General features: G+C 66.1%; 21 protein-coding genes and 1 pseudogene. 6 read left to right on the forward strand and 16 right to left on the reverse strand.

The annotated features are described in order from the left end of the window. Position 1 precedes the first annotated feature (1 nt). The 4 genes from ACH4YL_RS24775 to ACH4YL_RS24790 all read right to left on the reverse strand — a co-directional run bounded on the left by ACH4YL_RS24775 (position 2) and on the right by ACH4YL_RS24790 (position 2795). Positions 2 to 655 carry an LAETG motif-containing sortase-dependent surface protein gene (locus tag ACH4YL_RS24775; protein ID WP_398509595.1) on the reverse strand — a complete coding sequence of 218 codons (654 nt, stop codon included), beginning with the start codon at positions 653 to 655 and terminating at the stop codon, positions 2 to 4. 220 nt (positions 656 to 875) lie between these two features. Beyond that, positions 876 to 1295, reverse strand: a complete 420-nt coding sequence (locus tag ACH4YL_RS24780; RefSeq protein WP_398509596.1) for a hypothetical protein — start codon at positions 1293 to 1295, stop codon at positions 876 to 878. 358 nt (positions 1296 to 1653) lie between these two features. Beyond that, positions 1654 to 2589 (reverse strand): RimK family alpha-L-glutamate ligase, encoded by a 936-nt coding sequence (locus tag ACH4YL_RS24785; RefSeq protein ID WP_398509597.1) that lies wholly within the window; start codon positions 2587 to 2589, stop codon positions 1654 to 1656. A gap of 2 nt (positions 2590 to 2591) precedes the next feature. After that, positions 2592 to 2795 (reverse strand): ubiquitin-like protein Pup, encoded by a 204-nt coding sequence (locus tag ACH4YL_RS24790; RefSeq protein ID WP_398509598.1) that lies wholly within the window; start codon positions 2793 to 2795, stop codon positions 2592 to 2594. A 259-nt stretch (positions 2796 to 3054) separates the two neighbouring features. On the opposite strand from ACH4YL_RS24790, the gene ACH4YL_RS24795 reads away from it, so the two are divergent. Together ACH4YL_RS24795 and ACH4YL_RS24800 are read left to right on the forward strand one after the other, a co-directional pair. After that, complete coding sequence (locus ACH4YL_RS24795; protein ID WP_398509599.1) at positions 3055 to 3486, forward strand: DUF6924 domain-containing protein; 432 nt, start codon at positions 3055 to 3057, stop codon at positions 3484 to 3486. A 125-nt stretch (positions 3487 to 3611) separates the two neighbouring features. Continuing rightward, the gene (locus ACH4YL_RS24800) at positions 3612 to 3980 is read left to right on the forward strand and encodes a hypothetical protein (protein WP_398509600.1); all 369 of its coding nucleotides are present in this window, start codon (positions 3612 to 3614) and stop codon (positions 3978 to 3980) included. Between the two features lie 78 nt (positions 3981 to 4058). Here the strand turns inward: ACH4YL_RS24800 and ACH4YL_RS24805 are convergent, their stop codons facing one another. From ACH4YL_RS24805 to ACH4YL_RS24850, 10 genes are all read right to left on the reverse strand, one after another. Further along, positions 4059 to 4451 (reverse strand): hypothetical protein, encoded by a 393-nt coding sequence (locus tag ACH4YL_RS24805; RefSeq protein ID WP_398509601.1) that lies wholly within the window; start codon positions 4449 to 4451, stop codon positions 4059 to 4061. Positions 4452 to 4587: 136 nt separating this feature from the next. Then, the gene (locus ACH4YL_RS24810; RefSeq protein WP_398509602.1) at positions 4588 to 5340 is read right to left on the reverse strand and encodes an enoyl-CoA hydratase/isomerase family protein; all 753 of its coding nucleotides are present in this window, start codon (positions 5338 to 5340) and stop codon (positions 4588 to 4590) included. A 2-nt stretch (positions 5341 to 5342) separates the two neighbouring features. Beyond that, positions 5343 to 6593 carry a cytochrome P450 gene (locus tag ACH4YL_RS24815; RefSeq protein ID WP_398509603.1) on the reverse strand — a complete coding sequence of 417 codons (1251 nt, stop codon included), beginning with the start codon at positions 6591 to 6593 and terminating at the stop codon, positions 5343 to 5345. A 297-nt stretch (positions 6594 to 6890) separates the two neighbouring features. After that, on the reverse strand, positions 6891 to 8189 hold the full coding sequence (locus tag ACH4YL_RS24820) for a cytochrome P450 (RefSeq protein ID WP_398509604.1): 1299 nt from the start codon (positions 8187 to 8189) through the stop codon (positions 6891 to 6893). A gap of 72 nt (positions 8190 to 8261) precedes the next feature. After that, a complete protein-coding gene (locus ACH4YL_RS24825; protein ID WP_398509605.1) occupies positions 8262 to 9596 on the reverse strand; it encodes a pyridoxal phosphate-dependent aminotransferase in 1335 nt (444 codons plus the stop codon). A gap of 67 nt (positions 9597 to 9663) precedes the next feature. After that, positions 9664 to 11079 carry an amidase family protein gene (locus tag ACH4YL_RS24830; protein WP_398509606.1) on the reverse strand — a complete coding sequence of 472 codons (1416 nt, stop codon included), beginning with the start codon at positions 11077 to 11079 and terminating at the stop codon, positions 9664 to 9666. A gap of 1 nt (position 11080) precedes the next feature. Next, positions 11081 to 12502 carry an aspartate aminotransferase family protein gene (locus ACH4YL_RS24835; RefSeq protein WP_398509607.1) on the reverse strand — a complete coding sequence of 474 codons (1422 nt, stop codon included), beginning with the start codon at positions 12500 to 12502 and terminating at the stop codon, positions 11081 to 11083. 38 nt (positions 12503 to 12540) lie between these two features. Continuing rightward, a complete protein-coding gene (locus tag ACH4YL_RS24840; protein WP_398509608.1) occupies positions 12541 to 13920 on the reverse strand; it encodes a GNAT family N-acetyltransferase in 1380 nt (459 codons plus the stop codon). 820 nt (positions 13921 to 14740) lie between these two features. Further along, a complete protein-coding gene (locus ACH4YL_RS24845) occupies positions 14741 to 15298 on the reverse strand; it encodes a GNAT family N-acetyltransferase (protein ID WP_398509609.1) in 558 nt (185 codons plus the stop codon). Positions 15299 to 15308: 10 nt separating this feature from the next. Beyond that, a complete protein-coding gene (locus ACH4YL_RS24850; RefSeq protein WP_398509610.1) occupies positions 15309 to 15491 on the reverse strand; it encodes a hypothetical protein in 183 nt (60 codons plus the stop codon). A gap of 288 nt (positions 15492 to 15779) precedes the next feature. Between ACH4YL_RS24850 and ACH4YL_RS24855 the strand changes: the two genes are divergently transcribed. Next, a complete protein-coding gene (locus ACH4YL_RS24855) occupies positions 15780 to 16220 on the forward strand; it encodes a peptidase inhibitor family I36 protein (protein ID WP_398509611.1) in 441 nt (146 codons plus the stop codon). 186 nt (positions 16221 to 16406) lie between these two features. Here the strand turns inward: ACH4YL_RS24855 and ACH4YL_RS24860 are convergent, their stop codons facing one another. Then, the gene (locus tag ACH4YL_RS24860) at positions 16407 to 16538 is read right to left on the reverse strand and encodes a hypothetical protein (protein ID WP_398509612.1); all 132 of its coding nucleotides are present in this window, start codon (positions 16536 to 16538) and stop codon (positions 16407 to 16409) included. Between the two features lie 440 nt (positions 16539 to 16978). Here ACH4YL_RS24860 and ACH4YL_RS24865 point away from each other — a divergent pair, with 440 nt between their 5' ends. The 3 genes from ACH4YL_RS24865 (at position 16979) to ACH4YL_RS24875 (ending at position 19107) form a co-directional block, all read left to right on the forward strand. Continuing rightward, positions 16979 to 17839 (forward strand): lytic polysaccharide monooxygenase, encoded by an 861-nt coding sequence (locus tag ACH4YL_RS24865; protein WP_398509613.1) that lies wholly within the window; start codon positions 16979 to 16981, stop codon positions 17837 to 17839. Positions 17840 to 17911: 72 nt separating this feature from the next. Further along, positions 17912 to 18505: a DUF6328 family protein gene (locus tag ACH4YL_RS24870; protein ID WP_398509614.1), complete on the forward strand. Its 594-nt coding sequence runs from the start codon at positions 17912 to 17914 to the stop codon at positions 18503 to 18505. Between the two features lie 125 nt (positions 18506 to 18630). After that, positions 18631 to 19107: a hypothetical protein gene (locus ACH4YL_RS24875; RefSeq protein ID WP_398509615.1), complete on the forward strand. Its 477-nt coding sequence runs from the start codon at positions 18631 to 18633 to the stop codon at positions 19105 to 19107. A 107-nt stretch (positions 19108 to 19214) separates the two neighbouring features. On the opposite strand, the pseudogene ACH4YL_RS24880 reads toward ACH4YL_RS24875, so the two are convergent. Beyond that, positions 19215 to 19918, reverse strand: a pseudogene (locus tag ACH4YL_RS24880) (response regulator); the annotation flags it as partial. Positions 19919 to 20269 lie beyond the last annotated feature (351 nt).

The raw sequence follows: 20269 nt of genomic DNA on the forward strand, positions 1-20269 counted from the left end.
GTCAGCTGTTGGCCGAACCCCGCTTGCGCAGTGCGAACATCACGCCGCCGGTGACGACCAGGGCGCCGGCAATGCCGGCGATGAGGCCGGTATTCGAGTCGGAGCCGGTCTCGGCCAGCTCGGAGTCACCCGCCGGAGTGGGCTTCGGGGTCGGGGTCGGTGTCGGAGCCGAAGTCGGTGGAGGCGTTGTCTCGACCGGCTTGGACGGGGTCGGAGTCGGGGTCGGCGTCGGCTTCGGGGGCTCGGTCGGCTTGTCCGGCATGCAGCCCTTGTCCGGGGTCGTGAGGTGCGGCTTGATGTCCTCGTCGACCTGGTCGGCGGCCTTCACATGCACGCGGTACGTGGCCTTCGGTTGCCAGTTCTCCTTGAACGTGATGGTGACACCTTCGCGGTTGCCCTTCACCACCTGGGTGCCGATGAGCTTCTCGGTACCGTCCGCCTGTCGGTAGACGGTAACCGTCGCGGGTGTGCCCGTTCTGTCCTTGTCGGTGACAGTGATGACACCCTGCTCACCGTCGCAGACGGCGGCGGCGCTGAACTCGCTGATGTCACATGCCAGGGCAGAGCCGGCGAGACCGAGGGTGAGGGCTGTCGCGGCGGCCGCGACACCGGCAACGCGCGCGGCGCGTGCGGCTATTGGGGAGGTCTTGAACACAGTCGTCCTTTGGATCGGAGTACGAAAGGGAGGATGGGCGGGGGAGTGCGCTGCTCTCGCCCTACCACCATCTTGGTCACCATTCGTTTACAAGTGACCGCAATGCAGCGTCAATGCGCCGAAGGAGACTGACATTTTGTCTTGACCTTCGCGTGACCAGCGGGAGTGGAACAGCTGTCGTGCAGGCCGGCCGTGAGCCCTGCGCTCACTCACCAACTCGCTAGTACCGGGCCACGATGGGGGCCTGGAAGGTATTGCGCACATTGATGTGCATGCCGCGACTGGGATCGACCGGTGTCTGGCGGGCGGTCTTTATCTGCTTGCTGAAGCTCTTGACCATGATGGTGGCCATCCGCTCACCGCCGATTCTGGGATCCTTGGGCACGGTGATGACGGTGCAAGTTCCTCGATAGATGGGACCAGAAGTCCATTCCGGCGCCTGCCCCGGCCATGGCCAGAGACTCTTGGCTTCGAGGCGGACCAGGACGTGGAAGTCCTGACCGTAATTGCAGACAGAAAGAATCTCCGGCCGTACCACGGCCGCGGTGGCGCTGGAACCGGGCAGCAGTGCGGCGGACACCGCGACCGTGGCAGCGGCAGCGCCTCGTGCGGCCCACTTCTTGATGGTGCTCGTACCCATTCACCTTCTCCTGAACTGTCAACGCGGCATGACCAATTCCCATGGCGGGAACGTGCCGGCAAGCGTGACGTTCGGATCTTGCGGATCCCTTGCGGGATCCTTGCTCTGATGCCGTTCCCGAAGGCTGACCCTCGACGTGGCGGACGCTCGCGAGTGCGCTCCGACGCATGCTGAACCTGCGCGACCTTGGGCGCGTAGTACTCGATGGTGCAGGCTGCCTGAGCGGCGTGCACCGTCACTGGCACCTGTCGCCGGTGACTGGGGGTCGCTCCGGGAGCGAAGCGACCCTGCTGGGGCCCGGGGCCGGCGCGTGGGACAACCGCCGTGTCCCGGGCCGCGCCCCGCGAGCTGCCGCTGCTCACAGACGGGCGACGGAGGGCTTGGCCGCGAGCTTCGAGCGGAGATAGGCGGAGTAGGCGCGAGTCTTCTGCTGGGCGAAAGCACCCGTCGCGATCGCGGGGTTGGAGCTGACTTCCAGGACGTACCACTGGCGCGTATTCCGGTCCTGCACGAGATTGACCCCCGCGACCTCACACCCCATCAGCGCAGCAGCGCGCACCGCCATGCAGAGCACATCCGTCTCGAAGGTGTCCACGTCGAACAACGTGGCATGTCCGCCCTGCGCCGTGTTGCTGAGGTGTGAACCGTCGGTGCTGCAGCGGTGCATGACGATCGGTACGTCCCGGCCGAGGACAAGGGCGCGGAAGGTGCCGTTGTTGGGGATGAACTGCTGGGCCAGGAAGGCGACTTCGGCATGGGCGGGGTCTTCGAGGTAACGGCGGAAATCGACCTCGGTTTCGATGAGATAGTTCAGCCGCCCGCCGGTGCCGTTGACCGCCTTCAGGATGAACGGCAGGCCGAGCTGGTCCGCGAGGTCCGCGTAGGAGTCGGCCAGGAGGGGCCTTGCCAGATGAAATGTGTTGGGCACCGGCAGATCGTCCTGCGCGAGGACCATCAGTTGATAGAGCTTGGTCGGCGCGCTGATCGCCGCCGAGTTGACGGGTGGCCGCTCGCGATGGGCCAAGTACGCGGAGACGGTACTCAGCAGCGTGGCTGTCGGGCGCGGATAGGTTGTTATCTGGATCAGCCCGAACTCGGCCAGGTCCCGGCCACTGATCGTGTCGAATACGAGGGTTTGGCCGGTGCAGATCGCGAATGCGATGTCTTCGATCCCGCAGAAGTAGGCTTCGGCCTCGTCGCCTAGTTCCAGACCGGGGGACGTCGCACACTGATGCTGGAAGGCCCCACCGTTGACGAAGAGAACATCCTGGCTACGGGATTCCGGCGTGTGCACGCCTACTGGCCGCCCTTCTGCACGAACGCAGCGACCCATTCCTGCGGATTCTCGATCTCATTGAGCACATCGTCGATGTCGTCGAGCAGCTCGGCAGCGTCGTCGGAAACCTGCGAACCGCTCTCTGGGGACTGCTCTTCGGCATCGCTCTGGGCATCATCCTCAGCGGAGTCCTCGTGCTGGTGGTGCTTGCGTCGGAGCGACATGAGCAGACCTCCTCGAAGGATGGCATCAGTGAACTGGCCGCAGCAGCGCCTGCAGCCAGTTCACAGGTTCCTACGCACCGGTGTGTGCATGAGTTCACGCGAATCTGATGGACATGTCACTTTCGGCCAACATGTCGGTCGTGCGCGAACCATGTACCACCTGACTCCGTGGATGTAGGTGCCTGTGCAGCCATCGCGACACACCGGATCCGATGTGCTGGACTGTGACCCCTACCTGACAGAACCGAGGTCACCACCCGTGAGAAACCTTCCTGACGGCGACGGAAACTTCTTGATCCGTACGTGCTTCACCTCCGAGCAAGTGTGGGACGACCTGTGCGTGCGGGTCGAGGAAGACGCAAGTGATGGACTGCTGGGTGGACTTCGTCTGGTGAACGATCCCGCGTACGAAGGCCTGTCGGCAGAACAACTGCTCAACCTTGTCCCGGACGACAGCGGCTGCGTCTACCTGGCGGTGGCCGACGCCCGGACGGCCGCACCGGTTGACCGCCCCCACGACCGCACGCTGCTCATCGTGAACGTGGACCCGGGGTACGAGGAACACGGCGGAACCTTCCGCGCCATGGTCTCCGACTTCGCATCCGTCGACGCCAACTTGTGGCTGGCGAACGTGGAGTTCAGTGAGTACATGGAAGCGACCGACCAGGATGGTGTCTACCAGGTCGGGTGAACCAAGGTCGCGCTGCGTGCGTAGCAACTTGCGTCAGGATTCCGCGCGAGGCGATGGACGCACATGAGACAAGAACTGCACGTGCACAAGGCCGGCGAGATCAAGGTCCTTTCAGCCGTCTCTGGATGGGCGCACAGGGGGTGGATGTGAACGCCTTCGGCGTCTTCGACCGGATCGTCACCGCCACTCCGTACTACTTGGTCGCACTGCTGGCCATCGTCGTCCTGCTCGCCTTCCTCGCGGTCCTCGGATGTATCGCCCGCCGGGCCGCCTGGTGGCTTGACCGCCAGCACTGGCACAGGACTGCCACCTTTGACACCCGGTTCGCGGACCCTCGGGCCGCGGCCGGGCGCCCGCACTCCGAGCTGCTCGGGCAGGCGCCTTTCATCCCTACGATTCCGGGCACCGACCGCGACGCACTCGACACCTGTCGCGCCATCTGGGACACCACGCATGTCCGGGAGGACAGCGACCGCGACCGTAGGAACACGTGAACTCCCAGAGAGCGCCTGGCAGATGGCGGATGAGAGTGCCGTACGTGCTGCCAGGAGCTCCGTGTTGCGCTGTCCCTCTCAGGTGACCTTGTAGGGGATGTAGGTGTAGCGGTCGCCCCAGGTGGTGATGTTCAGACCCTTGCCGGTGTCGAAGGCCCTGTGGGTGACATAGGCGCCCCCGCCGGGGCCGTAAGCCCGGACGTTGACCTTGGCGGTAAAGCGCGCGTCGATGTTGATGACATGACACTCGCCGCGATTGACCAGGCTCTGCTGGAATCTGTAGAGCTGGCCGCCGGAAGTCGTGCCGTACACCTCCGCCGGGACGGAGTAGTTCCAGCCTTCGTTGCACAGCCGGAACACGTACGGCTGTCGTGCTTCGGCCGCGGTAGCCGGAATGAGGACGGCGCCGGCCGCGAGTGCGGTGGCGGCGGCCGCGGTGATCGACCATCTCCTGAGTGAACGCTTTCGCATTGGATTCCTTCTGCCGTTCAACGCTGACCGCGTCGAAATACCTGTGCGGGGTGTGGAAGGAATCCTGCGGATCGCCGCTTGTCAGTACCTTGCGCATTGCTTGTCATATGCGCGTCGATCTTTCGGGTGCCGCCCGTCATCCAGGTCTCAGGCCGTTGTGCAGCGCACTGATGGAGGAGTCCAGGAGCTGGGCATCCAGAGCGCGCCAGTCGCCCGAACTCTGCGCCTGCACATAGGCTTTGGCGTGGGTGACGCTGCGTCCCGGCGCCTTGGTCAGTCGCTCGGCCAGCTCCAGCGCGCGGTCCAGCGCACGTCCAGGTTCGGCGATGTCCTGGACGAGTCCCCAGTCGTACGCGGTCCGGGCGTCTACGGGCTCGCCGGTGTAGAGCAGCCATCGGGCTCGTACCGCACCCAGCTCTTCGCGCATGCGGCGCGCTGTTCCTGCCCAGGCCGGGCTGATCCCCAGGGCCAGTTCGGGCATTCGGAAGCGGGTGGCGGGGTCGCTGATACGCAGATCGCATTCGAGGGCGAGGGCGATTCCTGCGCCGAAGCAGTCGCCGTGCAGGGCGCACAGGGTGACGCCGCGCACGGCGCGCAGCGCGTCATGGGCCCTGGCACCCGCCCGTGCGAGCGCGAGCGTGTCGGCGAGGACGGACCGTGGTTTGCCGCCTCGGCTGAAACCGGGCCCCGAACCGGTGATGATCACGGCTGTGGCGTCCTGGTGCTGAGTCAGCAGTTCGGCGAGGCGCTCAAGGAGTTCTGTGCTGAGACAAGGTTCGCCCAGGGCGAGCTGGACGACGCCGGGGTGCGGCTGGGTGATCCGTACAAGGCTGTCCTCGCTCGATTCCACCGGATGCGGGCGATTCGGGGGTACGTGCTCGGCGCTCACGGTCACACCGCACCCCCGCCACCGACGTGGGCGAAGCGTCGGGCCCCGGGTGGTGCCTCGCCTTGTGCCGGGGCGGAATCCCGCATCACGTGCGCGAGCCGCACCGGCAGGTGTGCGAAGTGCCGGATCAGCCGCGCCCAGTCGGGCCGGCGCGGCGCGCCCGCACTGACGAACGCCGGTACGTCCCTGGCGAGTCGGTCGAGGAGAACTTCCGCCTCCATCCGTGCGAGTCGCGATCCGGGGCAGAAGTGCGGGCCCGCACCGAACGCGAGGTGCGGCACCGGGGTCCGGTCCGGCCGGAACGCGTCGCCGTCGTCGAGCAACTCGGGGTCGCGGGCGGCCGATGCGACCACTCCGTGCACCAGCGTGCCCGCGGCCATCGGGAATCCGCCGAGTTCCGTGTCCTCGGCCGCCCGACGCGTGAACATATGGGCCGGTGGGTCGTATCGCAGCAGTTCGTCGACGAGACGCACCCTGGCTTCGTCCCCTGGCGGGCCGGCAGGCGGCAGCACAGCACCGGAGGCCGCGTAATGCAGCACGGCTCCGAGGAGCGCGGATGTCGTCGTGGCGCCGCCCGCCAGCATCAGCGTGCGGTTGTCGATCGCGTCGATGCCAAGGCTTGGATCGTTCTCGGAGATGTACCGGGCCACCTCAAGCATGGAACGGTTGGCGACCGCCAAGTCCTCGGGCGATGCGGTGAACTCCTGGACGCGGAAGGAGTGTTCCGCATGTCGGGCGAGCTCGCCGCGACCGTCCTGCGGCAGTCCGAGCACATCGCAGATGATTTCTACGGGCAGTGGATCGGAGACCAGCGCGACCGCGTCCACCGAGGCGCCCTCGCCCGCCGCATTCAACGCATCGAGGAGTCGGCGAACGGCCTCGTCCACCCGGCGTTCGACCAGGGGCCGCAGGTCCGTCAGGCCCCGGTTGCTGACCGCCGCGCCGTGCGTCCTGCGCGCGGTGCGGTGTTCCGCCCCGGAGCGAAACAGCATGGTGCGGCCCAAGCGCTGCAGCCCCAGGCTCTCCGGCCCGGCGGAACGGGGCACCGGCTCCCAGCGCGAGTCGGTGAGCAGCACTCGGCACGTGCGGTGGCTCAGCGCGAACAGGCCGCCTGGGTAGGTGACGATTTCACCGATCGCGCGCAACTCCCGGTAAACGGCATGCGGATCATCGCCCGTGAGCCAGGCCGTCAAGAGTTTGCCGGGTGCTGCAGGAAGCGGCTTGTCGGAGGAGCGCTTCGGTTGGGGTGGCATCGATCTCCTCGGGAGAGGGAGAGGCGCAGTGGGGTGCAAATGCGCCGGTAAGGAGAAGTCCCAGGGGAGAAATGACGCCCGCACGCAGCAGGATGCGTAGGGGAGGGTAAAGATCCAGCTGCGAGCATTCACCAGACGGAGACCCGGCTGTGGGTAACCGTCGGAATGAAGTAGGGGTCGCTTCTCTCCGAGGTGGTGGGGTCGGGCCGTCAGCGTAGGAGTGGCCACGAAAACGGAGCAATAACGACGAGGCATAACGGGACAACGAGTTGGAGAGGAGTCGTCGCCCTGGAACATTCAGGGTCGGGCCCCGGTCGGGTGGTCTGCCCGCGCCCGACGCAGCAAGGAGGGCCGGGTGGCCGTTTCCGAACGTCCCGGATGGAGCCGTACGGGCAGAGCCTGCACGCCGTTCATGATGAAGGATTCGACCGGCTTCAGGGCGGCGGGCGGTTCGGCGAGCGCCATGTCCGGGAAGCGGTCGAACAGGGCGGCCAGCGCGATACGGGTTTCAAGGCGGGCCAGCGGAGCCCCGAGACAGTAGTGGAGGCCGTGGCCGAAGGTCATGTGCTCGACGGGGCAGCGCCGGGGGTCGAATTGCTCTGCGTCGCCGCCGTATTCCAGGGGGTCCCGGCCCGCCGCGGCCAGCGCGGGCAGGATGGCCTCACCTTTGCGGATGGTCGGACCGCCGGGGATGGCGATGTCTTCGGCGGCGAAGCGCAGGGGCACGTTGGCGACGGGCGGCGCCCAGCGAAGCGTCTCCTCGATGACGTTCTGCCAGGCCACGGCACCCGTACGCACGAGCTCCAGTGCGGCGGGGTGGGTGAGCAGAGTGCGAATGACGTTCACGATGAGGTGGCCGGTAGTCTCGTAGCCGGCGCTGATACACAGGCGGAGCGTGTCGAGGAGCTCTGCTTCGCTGAGGCGGCCGCCGCTGTCCTCGTCGTACGCGTGCACGAGGACGCTGGTGACATCCTCCCCAGGCTGCCGGCGCTTGAGCGCGACCAAGTCACTCAGGATCGTGTGAATCTCCGCATTGGTCGCGCCGGCCTCCTCCGGGCTGATCGTGGTGTTCACCACGCGTGAGACGAGGCGGACCATGGCGGAGCGGGTCTTGTCAGGGATGCCGAAGAGCACACAGATCACCTGCACGGGCAAGGCGTAGGCGAACGCGGCCCGCAGGTCCACGACCTCGGAATGCCGGCCGGTCGACAACGCGTCGAGGAGGTCGTTCGTGATCTGCTCGACGCGTGGCGCAAGGGCATTGATACGGCGAGCGGTGAAGGCGGGGGCGACCAGCTTGCGCAGGCGCTGGTGATCGGGGCCATGAGCGGTCGTCATATTGGCGACGCCGATCCAGTTCCGGATCCACAGATCGCGGTACTCCCCGTCGATCCAGGGCTGCCAGTGCTGCCGGGGGTCGTTCGAGACGCGGGGATCCATGAGGAGTTGTCGCAGCACCGCGTGATGGGTGACGGCCCACGCCCGGATGCCGCCGGGGAGTTCCACGAGAACGGCGGGACCCAGGGAGTGGAGATGAGCGGACTCTCCTGGGAGGTCACGACCGGTGGGGTCGATGACGTAGGGCTTGTGCTCCATGGGGTGGTCCTCGTCAGGTGTGTACGGAGGGAGAGTTGGCCGGTAAGGGCCAGTAGGTGTATCCGGCCGCGGTCAGAGCCGGTAGGTGTATCCAGCAGTGGCCAGCCTGGTGACTGCTTCGGTGAGGACTTCCTGCGGCGGCCCCAGATAGATCCGGAAGCAGATCGGTTCGTGTGCGCCTTCGCCTGAGCGGTCGGCGATCGTGCGGTCGACGCCCATCAGAACACCGGTCTTGTTGAGGCACTCCTCCAGGAACTCCGCGAGGTGCTCTCCGCCGCGGTGCGCGGGGAAGGGGAGTCTCACACAGAGAAATGCCGTGCAGTCGCCTACGTGTATCGCGTCGGGCGGATAGCCGAGGCGGGTACGGACGAGCTCGCTGACCTCGGCTCGTTTGGCCGCGAATTCCTGATTCTTCTCTTCCCGGTAGCGCTCGGCCGCCGGATCCTCCAGCCAGTCGGCCATGGCCTCCTGGAGAGGGACCGCCGTGGCGAAGCTGCGGGTCAGCAGGACGGTGTTGACGAGCGCGTCCAGGGTGTCCGGATGGGCTGTCGCCGCTCCGATTCCCCAGCCGCTGCAGTGGAATTGCTTGCCCAGGGAGCGCACGGCGAGCCAGCGGCGGTGGGCCTCGGGGGGCGCGCCCTGGAGCTCTTCGAGGAGTATGCGCAAAGCCGATGTCGGCGTCACTCCTGGGTCGTGTACGCCGTAGTACGCGTCGTCGATGAGGACGGCGGCCCCGGCCTCCAGGGCGCGTCGGATCATGTGCCGGACCGTGTCCGGACGCCAGTTGACACCGGTGGGGTTGTGCTGGGCGTTGATGGCGATGATGGCCGGCTTCTGCCCCGGGTCGGCGATCACGGAGTCGAGCAGTTCGTCGAACTCCTTGGTCGAGGGCTGGTATCCGTTGTCCTGCCACAGCGGCAGATACCGGCTCCGGTAGCCGAGCGCGTCGACCACACTCTCGTAACTCCAGCCGGGAAGCGTGGAGATGAGAACGGGAGTCACACCGGATTCGGCTATGAGGCCGAGGCTTGGCTCGCTCTGGAGCAGTCGTGCGAAGTCGAACATCGCGTTGCGTGTGCCGCCACTGGTCACCGCGACTTCGAAGTCCCGTCCTGCTTCGAGACCGGAGGGCAATCGGTGGGACGAGGCGATGTAGGACCGCAGGGTCCGCTGCAGCCGGGGGAGGCCGTACTGCGACACGATGTATCCGTGGCTGTGGCTCGGCAGCGGCCCGGCGAGAGCGGACACGAGACCGGGGGCGACCTGGGTCCAGGTCTCGCCGAGGCCCAGGTAGATGAGCTCGCCCGCGGGGCTGCCCGCCCCGAGGTAGCGCTCGATCATCTCCGCGTCGGGGAATCTGGCGGGAAGGTCGGGATGGGAGATGACCTCCCGGAACGGGATCGGCACGGTGCGGGCCTCTTCGATCTGGGCTTGGTGAGGGCGAGTTGAGCAGGGCGGGTGCTCGAGGGTCCGCTCAGCCGGGCGGCTCGGGAAGGAACCCGAAGATGCGTTCGCAGACGCCCCCGACCCGCAGGAGTTCTCGGTCGCGGCCGGGCATCCCGTCGAGCGACAGCCCGACCGGCAATCCGGTGTCACCCAGTCCGGCGGGCAACGTCAGTCCAGGCCAGCCCATGGCGCTGCCAGGACTGGTGTTGCGCGTATAGGCGAGAAGGAGCGGCACGGCCCGCTCACCGAGACGGGCGGTCTCCGTGCCCGGAGCAACGGCAGTGAGCGGTGTGGTCGGTCCGACGAGCGCCGTGAGGCGATGCGCGGAGAACACGTCCCGGAAGACGGCCTGCAGTGCGGGTCGGTACACCTCCATGGCCTTCTGGTACACGACGGCAGGAATCCTGCCGTCTGTCGAGATGCTGGTGAGAATGTGCCGGACATCAGGACTTCCGCACTGCTCGATCAGCTCCGCCAGGCTGGGTGCACTTGGGACAGTGTTCAGGTACGCCTGCAGGGTTTCGGGTGTCTCACGAAAGGCGATCGGGTGGGTCCCGGTGATCAATTCATCGGTGCCGTCCGGCAGTTCGACATCCACGAGGCGCGCCCCGTGCGCCTCCAGTTCGCTCAGGCGTTTGTCCATGAGCTCGTCGATGTCGGGTGCGAGATCGTCGTAGAAGAGCCCTCGGATCACTCCCAGGCGGACACCATGCAGGTCATCGGTGTCGACGTGCGGCTCCGCTGCCCGCGTGGCTGCGGCATCGAGCAGGGCGAGGTCGGCGACCGTGCGTGCCATGGGCCCTACGGTGTCCCGTGTGCGGGAGACCATCATGGTGCCGCGAGCGTCGTAGCGGCCCGCTGTGGGCCTCAGTCCCGCAATGCCGCATAGCGCGGCAGGGATACGGACCGACCCACCGGTGTCGGTCCCGAAACCAGCAGGTGCAAGCCGGGCGGACACTGCGACGGCCGTGCCCGAACTGCTCCCGCCGGCGATCCGGTCGGCAGCGTAGGGATTGCGGGCCGTACCGAATGCGGGGTTCTCCCCTGTGACCCCGTACGCCAGCTCGTGCAGGCTCGTCTTGCCGAGGACCAGCGCCCCGGCCTCGCGTGCCGCCCGGACGGCAGGCGCGTCCGCGGCAGGCCGGTGGTCACGCAAGGCCGGGGTGCCGCCTGTGGTGGGCAGATCCGCGGTGTCGATGTTGTCCTTGACGGCGATCGGCACACCGTGCAGGGGCCCGAGGGAACCCGGCGGAGCGGTGACGAAGTGCGCATCGGCGCGGCGGGCCGAAGCCAGCAGCGCATCGGGGTCCACGGTGATGAACGCGCAGAGATCCGCGCGCGCGTCGATACGGTCCAAGAGCGCCGCTGCGTACTCCGCCGAAGACACGGCCCCGCTCTTGATGAGGCCCGCCACCGTCGTCAGGCCGAGTCCGGGCAGGTCCATCTCAGGCCTTCTCCCTGGACGCTGCGACGCCTTCCCGAATGAGGTGCGGCAGGGTGTCGCGGATGTACGGCTTCAACTCGTTCAGAACCTCGCGCAGTGCCGTGGCGAAGTGCTGCAGATCTCCGTCTGTCATGGGCAGGGACAGGGTGAAGACGCCGCGGCGGGACGTATAGATTCCTCGGTTCAGCAGGCTCAGATGCACCAGTTCGGCGAGGGCGCCGGTGTCCGCGGCCCGAGTCTGTGCGTCGTGAGGGTTGTGGATCGGACCCTCCCCCCAGTGAAGGTGGCCGATCGAGCCGAACCCGGTCATCTCGACCTTCACCCCGGCTGCCGAAGCGGCCTCCGCCAGTTGCTTCTTGAGGTGCTCGCCCATCAGGTTGAGCCGCTCGATCTCGTCGGGCCCGAACGTCTCCAGCGCCGCGAGTCCGACAGTGAGACAGAGGTTGTTTCCGGCGAACGCCTGGGCGTGGAAGACCGATCCAGGCCGGGTCGGGTCGTACAGCGACATCACATCCGCGCGGCCGCCGAACGCGCCCAGCGGAAGACCGCCACCGATGACCTTGCTCAGGGACATCAGGTCGGGAGCGATGCCGTAGTGCAGCTGCAGTAGGCCGAGCCGGAAGGTGGCGCACTCGTCGAAGATCAACAGGCTGCCGTGCTCGCTCGTCAGACGTCGCAGCGCGTGCAGGTACTCGGGAGAGGCGGGAATGCAACCTGCAGCACCCATCATCGGCTCCACGATGATGCCCGCGATCCGCCCGCCGTGCCTCTCGAACAACTCCTCAGCCGCGGCAACGTCGTTGAAGGGCAACAGCAGGACGTCGTTCTGCACGCTCCGGGGCACGCCCCGTGGGATGTGTGCCGACGGGAACGAGTCGGGAAGGCCGTCCTGCGGGTACCACTCACCGGGCAGCGCGGTGATCATGCTGACCTGCACGTCGTTGTGCATGCCGTGATAGCCGTTGGTAATCTTTACGATGGTGTCCCGGCCGGTGAAGGCGCGCGCGGTCCGGATGGCCATCATGGTGGCCTCGGTCCCCGAGTTGCAGTACCGCACCTGCTCCAAAGCCGGGATACGGGAGGTGAGATGCTCCGCATGCCGGATCTGCACGGGGACGGGTGCGCCGAGCGCCGTGCCGTCCAGGACCTGCCGCTGCGCCGCGGCCACGAGAGCCGGGTGGGCGTGCCCGTGCACGATGGCGCTCATATTGTTGACGAAGTCGATGTACTCGTTGCCGTCCGCGTCGGTCAGTCTCGCGCCACGTCCGTACTCCATGAAGATCGGATACGGGGTGTGGTGGTTGATGGTCCGGGTGTCGCCACCTGGAAGGTACTTCTTCGCTTCCTCGTGCAGCGCACGTGATCGCGGAGTGCGGGCCACGTAGGTGTCGAGGATGTCCTGAACATGCGAGGCATGAGCCATGACCATGATCGTGCTCCTTGAGAGTGGGGTAAGGCGTTTCAGATCAGCGGCCAGATGCTTGAGGTACCGCGGGGGAACAGCAGGGGGAGGAGCAGCCGAGCCGTCCGGGTCTGCAGCCGGCAGTCGGGGAACGCGGGGGCCAGTTCGTCCCATGTCGCATGTCCGAAGATCAACTGCAGGAACATCTGCTCGGGCAGGGAGGCGTCGGAGCCTCTGCGGCTGTGCGCGGGCCACGGCCCGATGCCGAACAGCTTGCCCGCCTCGAAGCGCAGGCTCAGGCCGTGGTGGTACAGGTGGATCCGTAGCTCGCCGGTGAAGCTCTCAGCGGCGGTGCCGATCAGTCTCTGCTCCAGTACCGGACGTATCTCCTGGAGCAGAGCGGCCTTGTCGGGGACGCGCAGGAACCAGCCGATGTGCGGTGGGTTGCGTACGAGAAGGTCTGACAGGACGTCGTACGCAGGGTGCTGGGTGCCGAGCCACAGCATGTAGCCGTCCATCGGCTTGTCGTGCCCCTCGATCTCGCCGCCCGCGGTCAACTGCCGCAGCACGCTGGGAACGACCTCCCACCAGGAGACTCCCGACAGCAGCTCGAATCCGGCGACCGACACCACCGGCTCCGGGCACTCCAAGCCCGGCAGCCAGTGGGGGATGGGGTGGCTGGGGATTCCGCCGTATCCGAGCAACAGATAGCCGACCGGACCGGTCGAGGATTCCACGATCAGGATCTCGCTGCGCATCATGTGTCCCGGGCTTCGACCCGAGAGTTCGTACGTCCACTGCGCCTCGTCGCGCAGACAGGAGAGAAGGACACGCCGGCGCATCCGGTCGTCGAGTTCGGTGAGCAGCGGGATGTCTGCCGCGCTGCCCGGGCGCACCCGCACGGGTTCGCCGCCGGACGGAACCGGCGGCAGCTCACGTGCGTGGCCGCCGCGGCCCGCACGCTGCGTCATGACGGGGAGATAGCCGAAGCCACGCTGGAAGTACAGGATGTCGGTCTGGGCTTGGATCAGCTCGCCTCGACGGGCGCTTCCTTCGAGCAGAAGCTCCAGCTGGCGGCTCATCAGCCCCCGCCGCCGGTACTCGGGTCGAGTGGCCCCGAGTTCCAGGCAGTTGACCTTGAGCGGAACGCCGTCGTAGCACCAGGTCTGCGGGATCATCATCAGGCTCGACACCAGCGCGCCGGTTCGCAGGTCCTCGGCGACCAGCATTTCCGAGAAGCTGACCGTGGGATGCGGGCGGCCGAAGAGGTCCTGCACCCACCAGCCGACCGAGGTCGCGGGTGTTCCGTCCGGGGCGGTGTGGGCTTCGGTGAACAGCGCTATGAGCGCGTCACGGTCGCGTCGTTCAACTTGGCGTACGAACAGGTCGTCCGACTCGGGCTCGGGATCGAGGCCATCGATTGCGGATGAAGGAAACATGCGAAGCCCTCCCGACTCCCGCCCCATGGTTCGGCGTTGCATCGGACCTGTCGCATCGCTCTGACCTCCCCGTAAACTCTGGTGCGGAGTGCTGCGCTCAGGTCGCGAGACAGCCAGTGGGGTCGCGATGGGCTGGACAGTAGTCATTAGTTTAACGGGACACAAGAGGGCGCCGTCTTGCTTGGCAAGACTCTTCTCGGTCATCTCAAGAGCGGACGCCGTCTCAGTCGCTGTGGTGCGGCGGGAATTGTCGCCCTGTCAGGGCCCCCGACCTACCTGTGGAGCCATCGCCCTGGCGCCGGCAGTAGTCCAACACCGTGTGCAGGCCAAAGGTTTGGCCTCGGACCCTTCGAGCACCTTCGACTGCCGGATCTCCACGGCCCGCCGCTGAATCCACCAAGCGCACAGCCACCGTTAGCTTTACGGACCTCCATCACGGTGGCATGAAGTCTCGTGCCGCGGGCTGGTACGACAAGGAGTTCGGACCGGCTTGTGCCGTCACCGTTGGATCGCCCCGTTCACCGTTCGCTGGATCGACCACGTGGATCAGCCCGTGTTCGTGATGTCGCACCATGGCGCTGCGCATGACGACTTCTTGCGTCCGCTGCGGACTATCTTCGGCGGCGCAGTGGGAAAGTCCGGCGGGCAGATGTCGCGGAAGAAGTCGGCGGGAGCAACCGGGTTGACGCTCGCGGCCACGCGTCGCAAGGACTCGCGCTGATCCGCGGATCAGCAGCCGGCGCGCGAAGCCTGAATCCCGGGCTGTACCTCGGCCAGGGATGGCGCGACGCTCCCCGGGCCCTCGCTCCGGCGCGGGACCCTATTTGGTCCGCTGCCGGACCATTTCCGTTGTGAGGGCCCACCGCTCATGGTCGCGCCACGCCCCGTCGATGTACAAGAAGTCCGGCGAGAACCCCTCGAGGCGGAATCCGCAGCGGCGGGCGAGCGCGATCGAAGCGGCGTTGCGCGGCTGGACGTTGATCTCCAGACGATGCAGTTTGAGCGCGGGTCCGAAGGCGTGCGCGATGACGAGCCGCAGCCCTTCGGTCATCAGGCCCTTGCCCACAGCGTGCGCGAAGGCGCCGTATCCCAGAGCACCGCAATGGAAGCCGAACTCGACGATGTTGTTGATGCTGACGTAGCCGGCGATCCGTCCGCTGTCCTGCTCGCAGACGAGGAAGCCGGCACGCGAGGCGTCCACGATCAGCCGCTCCGCGAAGTACGCGAAATGCTCGGCGGTGACTGGCGGGGCGAGCCAGGGGTGGTGGAGTTCGCGGCTCGCACGGGCCAGCGTGGTGAAGGCTTCGCCGTCGGCATACGTGAGGTGGCGTATGGCGACGCGAGGACCGGTGGCGAGAAAGGCGGTGTTGTCGGCCATGTTCCGAACCCTAGGGCGTTTCTGATGGCTCTTGGACCGTGTCCCTGGGCCAGATGTGGATCGTGGTGATGGTGAGCGTGCCGCTGAAGGCGTGGTTGCGCTTGTCGTAGTGGGTCGCGACTGAGCGGTGGTGGTTCCACTTGTTCACCCGCCGTTCGACCGTGTTGCTGCGCCCACGCCGCTTGCGGGACAAGCCTGAGACTCGGGACTGCGGCAGTGGATGCAATCGAGGTTGCAGGTACATGACAGTAAACGTTGCATTCCGCCCGGTGCCCTTGGGGACTGTCGGCGACATGGCATCAAGATCCCTGTTTGCGTGGCAGTGATCTACACCTGTGTGAACATCCCAGTGAACGCCTTCAGCTGTTCTTGTCCCGTAATAAGTGTGACATCTGGCGAAGGGTTCGCTCGCCGCCTACCGTCTTGCTCGACGGCGCAAGTGACTTTCCAGTCGCTTAGTGGCTGGAGAAGGGTGGATCGCATGCTAAGTGCGCTTCGTCGAAAACTCGCAGGGGTAGCAGTAGCGGGAATGCTCGCGATAGGCTTCGGGGTGGCGAATGCCAGCCCGGCCTCCGCGGACCTCAATCAGTGCTTCGACGGCTACTACTGCCAGTGGGAGCACTCGAACTACACCGGGGATTTTGGCCAGGCAAGGTACGACACCTGGTACTTCGGCCCCATGACCGATTCGGCCTCTTCCCTCTGGAACAACCGGGCCGAATGGGCCACGCTCTACCTCAACACGAGTTACACCGGCGAGTGCCTCTGGGTGAAACCAAGAGGCTGGCACTACGCCATCCCTTGGCCCATGTATGACAGGTTCGACTCGTACCGAGTCGGCAGGCATTGGACGAAGGGCCAGTTTGGAGAGTCGGTTCCTTGCTCGTACACCATCGGTGAGGGAACCTTCGTAAAGACGTGAGCTGCGACTGGTCGTGGCGTGGAATCGTCGTTCTCTCGTAGGGCGACGCAATCTCCAAGCGCTACATCATCGGGGCGGGGCGCCAGATCCAATGGCGTCCCGCCCCAATTGCGTGCGAGGGCCCCGAAGGCGTGGGTGGTGAGCCGCAACGTTTCCGGTGTCAAGCAGTCGGCGCTGTTGTGGGGCTCAAGGCCAGGCCAGATCCCAGATAGCAGTGGTGGCGATCAGGAAGCCGAGCGCCCCGAGAGACATCATCAGCAAGGGCAGTGAGCGCGTGTACAGGGAGCCGACGCGCTCCTTCTGCGATGGGCTGTTCATCGGTCATTGACTCATTCGTCGTCGCGCGGCCTGCGATGGCATGGCCGGCAGAAGGGTTTGACGTGCGGTAGTACGAGGTTTTCTCACAGTCCCGTGGCGAACTCGCGCCGACCCCGGATGTTCCAAGCACGGCGACTGTAGCCCCGCCGGGTGTGACTGCGGGGGCTTGTGAGGCTATTGCGGGACGGCGGGCGGTGTGCGTCGCGCCGCCCTGAGCCGTGTGGACACGCCCCGTTCGGGCCCTGCCCGATCCCAGAGCTGAGCGGAACGCGAAGGCGTGTTCGGATGAACAAACCATGGCTGCGAACGCTCAAACATTCTGGGGCGATGAATTGAACTTTGAGGCAGGTTCTATACGTAGACGGTGACATGAGTCACGCACCCGCCTTGCGGGCGGAATCGGACCGGGACCGGCGGCCGCGACCTACCCAGGGAGCGGCATGACCAGCACTGCAGTCGCGCGATCGTGGACGGTGTTGGGACTCCTGGCAGGCCTGGCACTGCCGTCCCCGAACCAGGCCCTCGCGCACGGGGCGCCGACCATCCCGGTGAGTCGAAGCGTCGCGTGCGTCCCCGAGACCGGCCGGTACTTGGGGACCCCCGCATGCAGCGCGGCAGCCGCTGCCAGTGACCCAGGGGCGCTCTACGAATGGGACAACGTCCGTGTCACGGACGCGGAAGGGAAGAAGCGCAAGCGCATCCCCGATGGCCGATTATGCAGCGCAGGTCAGTCCAAGTTCCGCGGTCTCGACCTTGCTCGGGACGACTGGCCCGTCACGGAGCTCATACCAGGCGCAGACTTCGCCTTCCGCTACGCCACAACTGTCCAGACGCCAGGGCGATTCGAGCTCTACGTCACCAACGACGACTACGACTCGCAGAAACCGCTGAAGTGGTCCCACCTGGAAACGGAGCCGTTCCTCACCGTGACGGATCCGGTCCCGGACGCCAGCGCATATACCTTCACGGGGCAGCTCCCCATGGACAAAGTAGGGCGTCACCTCATCCTCACCGTGTGGCGCAACAGCGACATGCCAGACACCTACTACTCATGCTCCGATGTGCACTTCCGCGCCGATGACATTGCTGCCGGCCGTACAACTCCCGCCGCCGGAGCGTCGGATGACGTGGCTCTGGCCTCGGGAGTGCGCGATGCGAGCGATCGGCAGGGGCAGCGCGGCGCCGGGTGGCAGGACGAATTCCATGGCATAACGCTCGTGAGCACCGTTGTCGTCGGCGCATCTCTGCTGGCATTCCTGGTTCTGGCGTGTCTGGTACGCGGCAAGCAGCAGCCGCGATAGCCGCCGCTCCGCTCCACATGAAGGTGAGGGCGCATGCTGGGCTTACACCGGCAAGAAGGAAGGGACCACTCCGTGGCGGTTGTCCTGTCGAAGAAGTCGGAGCGTGGCAGCAACAGCCAGGTCGACCCTGGTGAGATCGGCGGGTTGAATCCCGATAAGGCATACGCCGAGTTGCTTCAGGAGGTACGTGTTGCGCAGACGGGGGTGCAGTTCCTCCTCGGCTTCCTCATGACCTTCGCCTTCAGCCCGCGCTTCGAGACCCTGAGTGAGGCGCAGACCTACCAGTACGTCGCGACGCTCATCACCGCGTTCAGCGCAGCCGCATGCCTGACCGCTCCGGCCCCCTTCCACCGTGTCGTTTTCCGGCATGGTCTGCGCTCCCAACTGCTCGCAGTCTCCAACCGAATGGCCATCGTGGGACTGGCGCTGCTCATGATCGCGATGAGCAGCGCCATGCTGCTCATCGTCACCATGGCCATGGGGTCCGACGCATCCAGGATCATCGCCTCAGCGACCTTCAGCGGGATCATCTGGCTCTGGTTCGGCATGCCCATGTGGCATCGACTGCGCTACGGGAAACGCCTACCGGTGGGCGGAGCTGCGGAAGCCGCTCGCGCCAACTCGCCGAGCCGTCCGAAGGGCGCTGGGAGAGCGCCGGGGGAGTAGCCATCGGCACCACCGCGCGGACAGCAGCGTGACCGGTGGCGCTGATATCGGTTGGAGATCGGCTGTAGCCGTCCTGCCCCATCCACCAACCCATCGCTACCATCCCGCAAACACTTGGGGGCCACATGCGACGTACCACCATTGTTGTCATCACGTCCGCTTGCCTTGCGCTGACCGGATGTTCCAGCTCCGGCGAAGGAGCAACCGGCGCCAAGGCCGGCACCACGCCGTCGCGGAGCGAGGCCACGTACACGATCAAGGACTGCAAGGCGCTTCTGGAAGAGAATTTCGCCGCTGACACCAACGCGGACGTCTCGGAGCGGCCTGAGTGCCAGGCCCTAACCGGCGACGAATACGCGCAGGTAGTGGTTGATGTGCTGGCCGGCCGCAAGGAGGACATCCTCGACGGCGCTGCCGCCGAGCTGGTCTACGAAGAGGCCTGGAAGGCGCTCGACGCGGATGCTCAGGCGTTGATGTGCGGGCTGATGGACGAGAAGGGGCCGGGGGCGTTCGGTGCTCTCCTGAGCGTGCGGGTGATGGATCCGTCGGTAGACACCGAGGCGATGGCGGAGTACCTGTATGCCGAGAAGTGTGAGGACTGAATTCGTCCTGGGGGCACCCGAGTTGGATGTGATGGGCAGATGTTATCCACAACGTGCACAGCCGGGATCGTGCGTGCCTGGAGCTGCTCGCGAGACACCGATGCGCTCACCCAGCGGTAATTGAGTTCCGGCCGCCCTACCTGCCCATAGCGAGGGCTGCGCTCGGCCCTGCCTGTACTGACGAGGTGCTCCAGGTACCGACGGGCTGTGATCCGGGAGATCCCGATGCCCAGGCCGAGCGGCGCAGCTGCGGAGAGTCCTTCCTCGGCGGCCGTACGCAGGGCATGTCTGACCGTTCCAAGGTAGGGGCGCTGAGCCCCTTGGGAAGGTCGGCCGGCTGCGACCCGCGCAGGGCGGCGAAGATCTGGTCGGCCTCCTCCTGCCCGCCGGCCAGGCCTGATGCGGATCGGAACTCTGCGTAGCGCAGCAGCCGTTCACGCTGGATGGGGAAGGTGAACGGCTTGAGTACATACTGCACGACGCCCAGTGCGACGCTCTGGCGGACCACGGCAAGGTCGTTTTCGGAGGACACCGCGATCACGTCGGCGCGGTAGCCGGTGGCGCGCAGGGTGCGTGCGAGTGCGAGGCCGTGCCCGTCCGGCAGGTGAAGATCTAGAAGGAGTAGGTCCACCCGTGTGCGGCTGAGTTGGCGGTGCGCCTCGGCGCATGTGTGGGTGATGCCCACCAGCTCGAAGTCGGTCAGCTGCCGCACGTACAGCGCGTGGGCTCTGGCGGCGACAGGATCCGCCTCGACGACGAGCACTCTGATCCGTGCAGGGCCGGGGTTCCGGCAGGGTGTGGAACCGTTCATCGCACCTCTTCCTCGCAATGCGACGTGTACGTGTCCGGACCTGTGTGCTTCGGAGGTATTTCTGCCTTCTACGGGGGCGCAGCCCTCTGCGTTCATGTCGTATGCAGGGCGTTTTGCATGTGATGTGTCGCTCTCCCGCGGGGTGTGGATCGGGTGTCTCGTCATACATGTGCCGAAGTACCGCCGCGTATACGGGGGCCGTCGAGTCCTATGTCGGAGTTTCCCGTACGAACGACGCTCTTCAACTTTCCGAGTTGGGTGCGGCTCTGTTGCGGGGAGCCCTTGGATGATGATTCGCAGGTGCGGGACGGCATGAGGAGGGCTCTTCCTCGTTGATCAAGGTGTTCTACG

Source organism: Streptomyces sp. NPDC020681, assembly GCF_044334895.1.
GTDB lineage: Bacteria > Actinomycetota > Actinomycetes > Streptomycetales > Streptomycetaceae > Streptomyces.

What these genes read in the sequence shown, in the direction of transcription:
- ACH4YL_RS24780 (WP_398509596.1), bottom strand. Translation starts at nt 1,295, where the DNA reads ATGGGTACGAGCACCATCAAGAAGTGGGCCGCACGAGGCGCTGCCGCT.
- ACH4YL_RS24790 (WP_398509598.1), bottom strand. Translation starts at nt 2,795, where the DNA reads ATGTCGCTCCGACGCAAGCACCACCAGCACGAGGACTCCGCTGAGGAT.
- ACH4YL_RS24800 (WP_398509600.1), top strand. Translation starts at nt 3,612, where the DNA reads ATGGGCGCACAGGGGGTGGATGTGAACGCCTTCGGCGTCTTCGACCGG.
- ACH4YL_RS24805 (WP_398509601.1), bottom strand. Translation starts at nt 4,451, where the DNA reads ATGCGAAAGCGTTCACTCAGGAGATGGTCGATCACCGCGGCCGCCGCC.
- ACH4YL_RS24815 (WP_398509603.1), bottom strand. Translation starts at nt 6,593, where the DNA reads ATGCCACCCCAACCGAAGCGCTCCTCCGACAAGCCGCTTCCTGCAGCA.
- ACH4YL_RS24820 (WP_398509604.1), bottom strand. Translation starts at nt 8,189, where the DNA reads ATGGAGCACAAGCCCTACGTCATCGACCCCACCGGTCGTGACCTCCCA.
- ACH4YL_RS24830 (WP_398509606.1), bottom strand. Translation starts at nt 11,079, where the DNA reads ATGGACCTGCCCGGACTCGGCCTGACGACGGTGGCGGGCCTCATCAAG.
- ACH4YL_RS24835 (WP_398509607.1), bottom strand. Translation starts at nt 12,502, where the DNA reads ATGGCTCATGCCTCGCATGTTCAGGACATCCTCGACACCTACGTGGCC.
- ACH4YL_RS24840 (WP_398509608.1), bottom strand. Translation starts at nt 13,920, where the DNA reads ATGTTTCCTTCATCCGCAATCGATGGCCTCGATCCCGAGCCCGAGTCG.
- ACH4YL_RS24845 (WP_398509609.1), bottom strand. Translation starts at nt 15,298, where the DNA reads ATGGCCGACAACACCGCCTTTCTCGCCACCGGTCCTCGCGTCGCCATA.
- ACH4YL_RS24855 (WP_398509611.1), top strand. Translation starts at nt 15,780, where the DNA reads ATGCTAAGTGCGCTTCGTCGAAAACTCGCAGGGGTAGCAGTAGCGGGA.
- ACH4YL_RS24860 (WP_398509612.1), bottom strand. Translation starts at nt 16,538, where the DNA reads ATGAACAGCCCATCGCAGAAGGAGCGCGTCGGCTCCCTGTACACGCGC.
- ACH4YL_RS24865 (WP_398509613.1), top strand. Translation starts at nt 16,979, where the DNA reads ATGACCAGCACTGCAGTCGCGCGATCGTGGACGGTGTTGGGACTCCTG.
- ACH4YL_RS24875 (WP_398509615.1), top strand. Translation starts at nt 18,631, where the DNA reads ATGCGACGTACCACCATTGTTGTCATCACGTCCGCTTGCCTTGCGCTG.